We start from the raw sequence: 1346 nt of genomic DNA on the forward strand, positions 1-1346 counted from the left end.
CCCCCGTCACACTGGTGTGATGGTCGGTATGGGACAAAAGGACTCCTACGTAGGTGATGAGGCTCAATCCAAGAGAGGTATCCTCACCCTCAAGTACCCCATTGAGCACGGAATCGTGACCAACTGGGACGATATGGAGAAGATCTGGCATCACACCTTCTACAACGAGCTCCGTGTTGCCCCTGAGGAGCACCCCGTCTTGTTGACTGAGGCCCCCTTGAACCCCAAGGCCAACAGAGAGAAGATGACNCTGGTGTGATGGTTGGTATGGGACAAAAGGACTCCTACGTTGGTGATGAGGCCCAATCCAAGAGAGGTATCCTCACCCTCAAGTACCCCATTGAGCACGGAATCGTGACCAACTGGGATGATATGGAGAAGATCTGGCATCACACCTTCTACAACGAGCTCCGTGTTGCTCCTGAGGAGCACCCCGTCTTGTTGACTGAGGCCCCCTTGAACCCCAAGGCCAACAGAGAGAAGATGACTCAAATCATGTTCGAGACCTTCAACACCCCCGCCATGTACGTTGCCATCCAAGCCGTGTTGTCCCTCTATGCCTCCGGACGTACCACCGGTATTGTCATGGACTCTGGTGATGGTGTCTCCCACACTGTCCCCATCTATGAGGGATATGCCCTCCCCCACGCCATTCTCCGTTTGGATTTGGCTGGACGGTATCGTCATGGACTCTGGTGATGGTGTCTCCCACACTGTCCCCATCTATGAGGGATATGCTCTCCCCCACGCCATCCTCCGTTTGGATTTGGCTGGACGTGACTTGACTGACTACCTCATGAAGATCCTCACAGAGCGTGGATACTCTTTCACCACCACCGCTGAGCGTGAGATTGTCCGTGACATCAAGGAGAAGCTCGCCTACGTCGCCCTCGACTTCGAGCAAGAGATGCAAACCGCTGCCTCTTCCTCCGCCCTCGAGAAGTCCTATGAGCTTCCCGACGGACAAGTCATCACCATCGGAAACGAGCGTTTCCGTTGCCCTGAGGCTCTCTTCCAACCCTCTTTCTTGGGTATGGAATCCGCTGGAATCCACGAGACCACCTACAACTCCATCATGAAGTGTGATGTTGATATCAGAAAGGACTTGTACGGAAACGTCGTCCTCTCTGGAGGAACAACCATGTTCCCCGGTATTGCTGACCGCATGCAAAAGGAGCTTACTGCCCTCGCTCCCTCCACCATGAAGATTAAGATCATCGCTCCCCCCGAGAGAAAATACTCTGTCTGGATCGGTGGATCCATTCTCGCTTCTTTGTCCACTTTCCAACAAATGTGGATTTCCAAGGAGGAGTATGATGAGTCAGGTCCCTCAATTGTCCACAGAA

At 53.5% G+C, this 1346-nt stretch carries 3 protein-coding genes; all 3 read left to right on the top strand.

Going from position 1 to position 1346, the window contains the following annotated elements; genetic code table 11:
- The first annotated feature begins 28 nt into the window (after positions 1 to 28).
- Positions 29 to 259 carry a hypothetical protein gene (locus tag L1088_RS12570; protein WP_438948073.1) on the top strand — a complete coding sequence of 77 codons (231 nt, stop codon included), beginning with the start codon at positions 29 to 31 and terminating at the stop codon, positions 257 to 259.
- A gap of 8 nt (positions 260 to 267) precedes the next feature.
- Positions 268 to 699, top strand: a complete 432-nt coding sequence (locus L1088_RS12575) for a hypothetical protein (protein WP_267961272.1) — start codon at positions 268 to 270, stop codon at positions 697 to 699.
- Positions 686 to 1346 (top strand): acetate and sugar kinases/Hsc70/actin family protein (locus L1088_RS12580; RefSeq protein ID WP_267961273.1); only part of this gene is annotated, 661 nt, incomplete at its 3' end. The genes L1088_RS12575 and L1088_RS12580, both read left to right, overlap by 14 nt.

It is taken from the genome of Thermus caliditerrae (genome assembly GCF_021462525.1).
Lineage (GTDB): Bacteria > Deinococcota > Deinococci > Deinococcales > Thermaceae > Thermus > Thermus caliditerrae.

Coding starts and splice junctions, on each gene's coding strand:
- L1088_RS12575 (WP_267961272.1), top strand. CDS start 268: ATGGGACAAAAGGACTCCTACGTTGGTGATGAGGCCCAATCCAAGAGA.